General features: G+C 44.7%; 2 protein-coding genes. Both read right to left on the reverse strand.

Annotated features, from left to right (window positions below; genetic code table 11):
- Positions 1 to 174: 174 nt before the first annotated feature.
- On the reverse strand, positions 175 to 8,514 hold the full coding sequence (locus tag AB4114_RS30360) for a GH36-type glycosyl hydrolase domain-containing protein (protein ID WP_441991751.1): 8,340 nt from the start codon (positions 8,512 to 8,514) through the stop codon (positions 175 to 177).
- 156 nt (positions 8,515 to 8,670) lie between these two features.
- The gene (locus AB4114_RS30365) at positions 8,671 to 9,033 is read right to left on the reverse strand and encodes a hypothetical protein (RefSeq protein ID WP_441991752.1); all 363 of its coding nucleotides are present in this window, start codon (positions 9,031 to 9,033) and stop codon (positions 8,671 to 8,673) included.
- Positions 9,034 to 9,638: the final 605 nt, after the last annotated feature.

Raw genomic sequence — 9,638 nt, forward strand, 5'->3', positions numbered from 1 at the left:
AGCATAGCGACCAAATCAAATATGCGTGTTTATAAACGCTTAATTAGTAAGGACACCTTTTTGGTGTTGTGATAGTAATCATTAACAGCATCTTTTTGACTAGACTGAACTTCATCATCATTTACAGCAACCAAACATGTATCTCAACATACCACGTTGATTGGGACCCATTATTTAATATAGTGACAGTAAGATTTGGTGGATTTCACTATCGTCATGTAATAGGATGAAAGGACCGTCATCGGTAGTGAACTCTTTCATATCGGCTGCCTTTCCATCAATCGATAACGTTGTTTGTCCACTGGACTTTTGTAATACATTTGTGACAGTAATGTGGTACTCAGATTTTCCGAAACGGTAGATTACGGCAAACTCCGGCCATTCTCTTGGTATACTTGGGCAGATAAACAACCTTTCTCCTCTACGGCGCAGACCGAGAATCCATTCAATGCCGGCTTGGTACATCCAACCTGACGCACCTGTATACCAAGTCCATCCAGCACGACCTTTATGAGGCTCCTCTGTATACACGTCAGCAGACATGACATAAGGCTCACCCACATATTTTCGAACTTCAGATGACGTTTTCGTATGCATGATAGGGTTCAACATGTGGAATAGTTCAAAAGCTTTGTCTCCTTCACCAAGCCCACACCAAGCAATGATGCTCCAGATTACACCGTGTGTGTATTGACCTCCGTTCTCACGGATCCCCGGAGGATAACCCTGAATGTAACCTGGACTTGGATCCGTTTGATCAAACGGTGGATACAGAATATGCGCTACCGACAAGCTGCGATCTACAAGCTCACGATCAAAAGAACGCATAGCCTGCAACGCTTTGTCTGCCTGCGACAAACCTGAAATGACGGACCATGATTGTGCGATTGCATCAATTCGACACTCCGCATTATGGATGGAACCAAGCCATTCTCCAGAATCGGTGAATGCTCGTCGGAACCATTGGCCGTCCCACCCTTTTTCGTTAAGTGAATCTGCCAGTTTGTCCTGTATCCGCCTGTAATTTTCTGCCCGCTCGTGCTCACTGCGTTGTTCACATAAATTAGCCATTCCATACAAAACAAGACCCAAGAACCAGCCGAGCCACACGCTTTCGCCTCGTCCTTCAGCGCCAACACGACTCATCCCGTCGTTCCAGTCTCCTATTCCGATCAGCGGCAGCCCATGCTCACCAAACCGTAAACCTCGGTCGAGTGCACGAAAGCAGTGATCTAAGATCGTACCGCTTTGCTCGGACAACACGGTCGGCTCATAGCGTTCATGTTCCTTTTCACTTAATGACTCGCTTCGAAGATACGGAACGATTTCGTTCAATATGCTCTCATCTTCGGTATGTTCCATGTACCTGACCACAGCATATGGTAGCCACAACAAATCATCAGAAAAGCGAGTACGGATACCGCGGTGCGTTTCCTCATGCCACCAATGTTGTACATCGCCTTCTTCATACTGGTGGCTGGCGTGAAGTAAAATTTGCGCACGTGTTAGGTCAGGACGACTATGGAGCAACGCTAGTGAATCCTGCAGTTGATCCCGGAAACCGTAAGCCCCACCCGCTTGATAAAATGCAGAACGCGCCCACATCCGGCATGAAAGTGTCTGGTATAGCAACCAGTTATTCAACATGATATCCATCTCAGGACAAGGTGTAGAGACCCTAATCGTGCCCATTGCATCATCCCAAAACTTTATCACATCCTCGTATGCCTGATCGCAAACAAGAGTTTGACGATACTTCTGTGTAAGCTCCGCCGCGGTTTCACGAGAATCCTCACAGCCTAGTAGGATGTAGACAATTTGTTCAGAATTAGGCTTAATTACGAATTTGGTTTGAATAGCTCCACAACCCTCGTATGTTGGCCCTGTTGTGCCTGACAAGTGAAGTTGGTTCATGACAGCAGGATGATCAATACTGCCGTTCCGGCCAATAAACTCCAAGCGATCCGATGTCCATGTCATGTCCATATTTGTACTAGCAGCTTCCTGATGGTTTCCCTTCTCCCACTCTGCCGATGCTTCCATTTGCGGATGAATCGTTAAAAACGCGGTTGCGTCGCGGAAATTCTCTTGATACGTATTTCGTGCCGTCAGTACTTTATTCTCTGAATCCCATTCCGAGACGATGAAAGAAGCATTCCCTTCACGGTGCACACCTAGTACCCATTCAGCATAATAAGTGACCGATATTTTCCGCTGTTCGGACGTTGTGTTTTGCAATCGCAATTTGATCACTTTAACGGGATCGTCCAGTGGAACGAAAACGGTCATTTCTTGCAGAAGACCATGACTTTCATGATGATAACGCGTATACCCACGACCATATACGACCTTATAGCTGGAAGTTAGCTGCTCGCGGGCTGGTGTCAACGACCAATATTCCATGCTTTCCTCGTCTCGTAAGTAGCATACTTCCCCTTGTTGGTCGATGGAGGGATCGTTTGACCATGGCGTCAATTTACATTCGCGGCTGTTGCGCCACCATGTATACCCTGTGTACAGTTCCGATGTTATACATCCGAATTTCGGGTTAGCCATGACGTTAATCCATGGTGAAGGCAGGTAATTACCGTTTTTAAGAACGATATGGTACTCGCGGCCATCTGCCGTAAAACCTCCCCAACCGTTGAAGAAGAGAAGATCATTCGTTTCAACAGCCTTTGCAGGAGCAAAGCGGTTTGGTGGTGCCGTTATCAGAATCGTCTCATCCGAAGTGTAGCTCGGAATAGATGCTTTTAATTGCGCCTTTAGACTTGGACCGTCAGCTCGCAGCACAATACGGGATACTGCATACAACAATGACTTGTCGCCATCTGCTAATTGAGTGACGGGCAATACGTGAACGCCCCCTTGCCCTGATCCTTGTCCGCTAATGATTTGTTCGACCATGCGCCGAAGGGCTTCCTGCAAATCCTGCTGATATCCCTCGACAGATTCATTCAAAATCACAAGATCGATGAACAGCCTGTTATGACGCAAGTACTCAAATCCAATGATTAGCTTGTTAATAAATGATAGATTTACTGCATCTGAAACCCGTATTATGACTATGGGCAAGTCACCTGATATCCCGTAAGCCCACAATCCCTGCTGTCCCTTTTGATTAACAGCAATACTACTCTCTCGCTCTGGGCGTAATGGTGCCGCGTACAACGTACAACCCGCAAGCAATTGAAAAACAGCAAGATCGGCAATAGATATATGTAAATGCTGAACTTCAATTTGACTCCTCGTCCAAGCAAGCTGAAAAGATCGTTCGATTTGTTGTTTCTGAGACAACTGCTGCACAATATCTATTGCTTGCTCCTTCGACTCTGTTACGCCAGTTAGAGCTGTCAATTCAACTTGTTCACCAGCCTGTAGCGTTAATCGCCGTCGCATGATAAATGCAGGATCAGCCACCGACCCAACCGTGCTGCCAAGTCGGGTTGCGATTCCATTAGGTCTTGATAACGTATATCCCCTACCAATAAACCGTGCACGATCGGTTTCAAATTCTACCGGCCCAAGTGGCCTGCCGCCAGTCGTTAACGTGTGGAACGCCCATACGGATTTTTCTCCACCATCTCGAGGACGCTTACGTGCAAGCAGGCACTCTGCATCAGCTTCAAATTGTGTTTCAATAAATAGCTTAGTAAAAGCTGGATGCGCTTTATCCGCATTATGAGGCGCTAATGCGATTTCGAGAAACGTCGTCACCTCAAGAGTCCGAGCTTCACTCCCCTTATTGACAATGGTTAAACGACGAACTTCTGCGTTCGAATCAGGCGATACACAGATTTCAAGTGTCGTGTGCACATCCCCATCTTCACATAAGAACGTAGATCGATCTTGTGCGAACTGCGCCAGTTGCTTATTTGACGGCAAGCGACATGGTTGAAAAGTCGGAGACCACACTTTATCCGATATGACATCCCGAATATACATATAACTTCCCCAGTTGTCCGTCACTGGGTCTTCCCGCCAGCGGGTTACATCCATGCCTTCAAACCGTATGAACCCGCTGCCGCTATTAGAGATCATCGTGGTAAGTGTCCCGTTCGAATGTATATTTATTTCCGGTACTGCCGTATTGGCAGAGTCATATTCCCGCAGAGGAGCTATATGAGCCGGTTTCGGTTTTTCGATTCGTGACTGACCGGATAATTCACGATTTATTATGGTATTCCGTGGTGGAATCCGCTCTTGTAACAAGAGTTCCGCAGCCTGCACCCGTTTATCGCGATGAAAATGATCATACATTTTACTCGGCAGCAATACATTGGCAAGCGTCAGTAAACTCATTCCCTGGTGATGTGCCATAAAACTTCGAATGATCTTGTAAGTATCACCTTCAGGCATACGTCCAGGGGTAAAATCAATGGCCTCATAATAGCCATATTGTCCGCGCGCGCCTAGTTCCTCCATTCGTTGCAAATCGTTCAAGCCTTTACTCAGGGCAAAAGGAAGTGCCATGACTGTCGCATACGGCGCCAGAACCAAATCTTGCTCAAGACCGCGTTTGAAACCTAGGCCCGGGACACCGAAAGCCCGGTATTGGTAATTCATTTGATAATCAAACGCGTAATAACCGGATTCCGAGATACCGAAAGGGACACCCCGTTCATGCGCATATTCGATTTGTCGGTTCACGACACCTCGATACGTACTTTCCCAGATCGTGTTCCGATAAGTGCGCATAATCAGCCCTGGCATCAAGTATTCAAACATTGTACCGGACCATGAAACCAGAGAAATCTGATTCCCTTGCCTTTTTACCGTTCGGCCGAGCGCATTCCAATGGGATACAGATATTTGCCCTAGTGCAATCGCAACAAAGCTTGTCTGTCTAGCCTCGGAAGCTAAGAGGTCATAGAGAATGTTATCCCGCTGGTTCGAAGACGCATGGAAACCCAGTACGAAAAGTTTGGCCTTATAATCATAAAGCGGTCTGAAATCTGTCTCTACAATCAATCTTTCGAGACGATCTATCAGCTTGTAGCCGAGCTCTAACCAATCACTAAAGGCTATTTTGGGTGATGAGTTCCTATCTTGCTTCACTTCGTTAAAAACATGAGGATCTTCTTGTCCGATGTATGTCACTTCTTCAGGACTTGTTTGATCGAGCTCAACGGAAAACTCAACTTGTAAGCCCGAATTGCCAGCAATACTTGACGTAAATGGATTTTTGCTTCGTGTGAAATCATTCTTTAGCCAATGGGCTAATCCTTGCTTAACTGTCATCAAACTAGCCACGAAATTCCCCGAATCCACTGTTGAGACATAGGCCGGCGGCAGTACATCAAGGGAAATGGTATCGTACCAGTTATATAGATGCCCGTTCCATTTGTCTAACTTTTCGACGGTGCCCACAGTCCGTTCTAAACGCTCCACAAGCTCGGGAGTATCAATAAATCCGAAATCCCGAGCAGCTAAGGCAGCTGTCAACAAGAAACCAATATTGGTTGGAGACGTGCGATGCGCAACGCCATTTGGAGGATCCATTTGCACATTATCCGGTGGCAGAAAGTGATCCTTAGGCCCTGCATAATCCTCATAAAATGCCCAAATTTGTTTAGCCAACACACGCATTTGTTCCTCTTCCACAGGTGTGAATTGCAGTTCATCATGTGGAATTGGCTGGTCCAGCCAGCGGACAGCGAGAGGAGCTAATGCCCAAATTAAACCAAGCGTGAAACCCAGCCATCTTAACGCACTTTCCTGCTGCAGTGCTACCGCTATGGCAAAGAGGATAATCAATGCATATCCGCCACGTGATCCTAGAAGTAACGCCTGTTGTTTTCCCTTATTGTTTCGTTCAATTTGAGAAGAACTTGTCCATTCAAGCATACGACGTTTGCTAATTGACAGTCTATATAGAGTCTTGCAGATCGCATCGAGAAGAACCGCACTTTGAAATGGCAAGGTTATTATATTCATTAGCACGTGTAAAGCTGTAGATAATACCCTCCGTGGATGCCAAATGACTGTCTTCATGTGAACAAGTTGCTTGATAATCGGCAATAACATGGTTGCAAGAATGAAAAGAAACCAACTTATCGAGGATCCAGGCAGGACACTTAAACCAAGTGAGAATAGTACGAGATAAGCAATTGGAAGTAAGCTGCGGCGTAAGTTATCGATGATTTGCCAACGTGTAATGGCAGACAGATCGACGGGCCTTAATGTTCCTCGACGGTCGCATACATGAGGAAAAAGCCAACAGAGCATCTGCCAATCTCCTCGGACCCACCTGTGCAATCGCTGCTGATAAACTAGAAACTTTGATGGGTGGTTATCGATCAGTTCAACATCCGATAGCAGAGCTGCCCGCAAAAAGCCTCCTTCAAGCAAATCGTGGCTAAGCACGGTATTTTCCGGTATACGTTCACATAAAAGCTCTGCAAATATATCCACATCAAAAATACCTTTTCCCGTAAAAATCCCTTGTTCCATTGCATCCTGATAAGGATCTGAAGCGGCAAAGGCGTACGGGTCCAATCCTGGCTCCGAACAAATGTAAGCAAGCCTCGATTGCATGGCCGACTCATAACTAGTTCCAATCCGGGGTTGCAGTACTCCGTATCCTTCAATGACCCTAGTTCGCGCTTGATTTAAGCGTGGTCTGTTGTAAGGAAGATGCAGCGTACCAATCATTCTCTGTGCGCTACCCATCGGAAGCTGTGTATCCGCGTCCAAGGTTATTATGTAGCGAATTGGCGGTAGTTCTGCCGTATCACCTATCAGAGAGTCGAAACTCGTCATCTTGCTCCCTTTCAGCAACTCGACGAATTCTACCAATTTTCCGCGTTTTCGTTCCCATCCCATGAATACTTCATCCACAGGGTTCCACCTTCTGCGCCGTTGGTAGAAATGAAAGGTTGCTCCTTCTGGGTTCGCATACATTCGGTTGAGTGTCGCAATTTTTTCTTTCGTAAAAGTAACAAGTGCTTCGTCCTTTTGAAGCGTTTCCTCCGCAGCATCAGTAAAATCACCCAAAAGAGCGTAATGTATGTTCGGATCACGGTTGGCCAAATAATGAATTTCCAGACGATCAACAAGCTCTTCCGCTTCCTCTGTAGTCGACCAAATCGCCGGAATGACGACCATCGTGGTTGCAGAGGAAGGTACTCCGTTCGAAAAATCATAACGCAGTAAAGGCCGAGGGCGTATCATTCGCTCAATGCCAAAGTGGAGCCACGTAATGACCCATTCGCTTACCGGAAGAGAAAGCATAAGCAAAACAACGGCCCACCCTAACGATGTAAAGCCTCTTGTTCCGCCAATCCAAGTACCAAAGGCAAAAAGTGCAAGCATGAACAGTCCGATTAACAGAGATAAATAGGTACCAGTTGATCTTTTGGCAATACCTATTCCACGCACTTGTCTAGCTTTGCTGCATAATCGCAAGGCATGCTCTAACTTCTTGATTCCAGCTGGTTCAAATAAAAAATAAGCCACAAACGTCGATCGTGGTAAGTCATTTGCCTGCCCTTTTTTTTCACTCCACCGTTCATGCTCTTCCTTCGAAAGAGCTACTGCATGTCTTGCGATCAAATTTTCGGGTATGCGCATACGATGTGCTAATTTTTCAACTCGATTAAGGATTTCGTTCCTGCTATAAGAATCAAGAAGCGAATAGTCACCCGTACTATCATGACGAAACGTTTGATCTAACAAGCTAATGCGTTCAAATAAGCTATTCCAATCCATACGCTCATTTTTTCGCAAGCTGCTGATTAAATTACCTGCCTTAACCTGAAAGGAGGATTGAAGCTGATACTCGTACGATACAATGCGGTCCAGATCAATAGAACTATTCTCTAATTTGCAAACTAACCATTCCCGCACTGTCGCTGAATCCTCTGCCCACTCCCGCAAGTGACTAATCAAATGGACGATCCATGGACCTGATAGCGGTACTTGTTGCTCTACTTCTTCTAAGACTGCGTTAATCGTCTCTGGATTTAACTTGGTAGGTTCTATTCTTGAAAGTAACTGTTCAACTTCTACGCAAACCTCCCGACGTTCCCGGACAAGTGCCATCGTTTCAGATAGCCTTCCTATCAAAGACATCCTTAGTATGAGTGAGATGGAACAGGTTTCAGCAAGTTTCAACGCCGATACTTCTTGATATGCGTTCATAAAGGATACAAGGGTTTCCTCATCCAATATACCGTCAACTTGCTCCAAATAATCCTCACAAAGACACTGGATTCGTAACATACCCTTCTTTTGAAGAGAAGGTAAGTAATCAAAAGAGCGGTTGGTAAAATTAGCTTTTACTTCTATTGCTTGTTCCTCAATAAATTCAGCATTATCAAGCAGCCATTCTTCCGCTGGTAAGGCACAACTTGCGGGACTGTTTTGCAACGATATAACAAAATCCCTTAAACTCTCTATGTTTTTCTCAAATTGATTCCATATGTATTTGGGATCGATTCGCACTAACATTGGCGTATGCTGTAAGGCAAGTTCTCGCGCTCTTTGACAAATTTTATCCGTATTATTTACCATTGGCCCCTCCGGAGATCAGTTTATACAATTTCTTGTCTTACTGTCGTCCGGTATCACGAGAATTCCGGGACAATGAAATTATCCCCAGTTTTGTCTAATATCATTAGTAAAATTTATGTTTGCATGACTGTAAACCTTTTTAAGTCATTTCAATTGCTAATTAACGCACCCTATCGGTACTGATGATAGCCAGCTGACTGCACTGTGAATATTATCGAATTCACGATAAAGCAATTCAGTTGAATCTTTCTTTTCAATAGATTGTCCTACGTCGATATTAGAAACTGTTTTCTCTGGAAAGACGATAGCTATAATTTCTATGCCAGCGTCTAATAATCTAGGAAACCATTCGTCAGACAACCATTGTGTCTCCTTTGCTATAAACAGACTATGGCTTTCATCGAATAATGCTTTTTTTGCCTTTTTTATCGCTGCAAGTTCAACTAATTTATTAAGGGGGAGGCGAAAATCTTCCTCATGAGCTAAATAACTCCAGCGAATCACTACAGATTCAATCACATCATCCCAAAAAATATGAGCTTTATCAGAAAAGTAATAATGTAAAATGATTAATCTCTCCTTTCACCTGCTGATCGAATAACAGTTACTATCGCGATAGTAGTATTAGCTTCTCAGAATCAATTTATTATTTTAACTGGTGCTTGCTGAAGTACGTTATTCATATTATTAAAACACTCCTTCATGATTTTTCGAAAATAAAAAGGCCGCACGTATATGCAAGCCTCATCTTTAATACTTAGGGTTATCAACGTCGAGTTGCAGACGCGAGCTCCGCAATAGTTAGAAGCTGGATTGTTTCGATCTCCTGTTCAGCACGCATGCTACAGATCCAATCCCGTTTCATACAATGAAATATAAAATATCGTCTCAGTACGAACGCTTTAGCACATTTGTGTATTTATTGTTTTTTCTTAATTTGTAATGTTTACCATAAATATGATCGTATTCTGCTATACTGCCCTTCCCTCGGTTTTAAGGGTTTATCTCACTTTTACTCACTCATTCGCAGGATTCCGTTTCCCTGGATAACAGTTGTCGTTCTGAAAGTAAGCTTATTAAACTCCGTCGTTCCAATTTTGGACATGCGGGAACAGAAGAAAGGC

Origin of the sequence: Paenibacillus sp. 2RAB27 (assembly GCF_052115445.1) — a bacterium.
Lineage (GTDB): Bacteria > Bacillota > Bacilli > Paenibacillales > NBRC-103111 > Paenibacillus_E.

What these genes read in the sequence shown, in the direction of transcription:
- AB4114_RS30360 (WP_441991751.1), bottom strand. Translation starts at nt 8,514, where the DNA reads ATGGTAAATAATACGGATAAAATTTGTCAAAGAGCGCGAGAACTTGCC.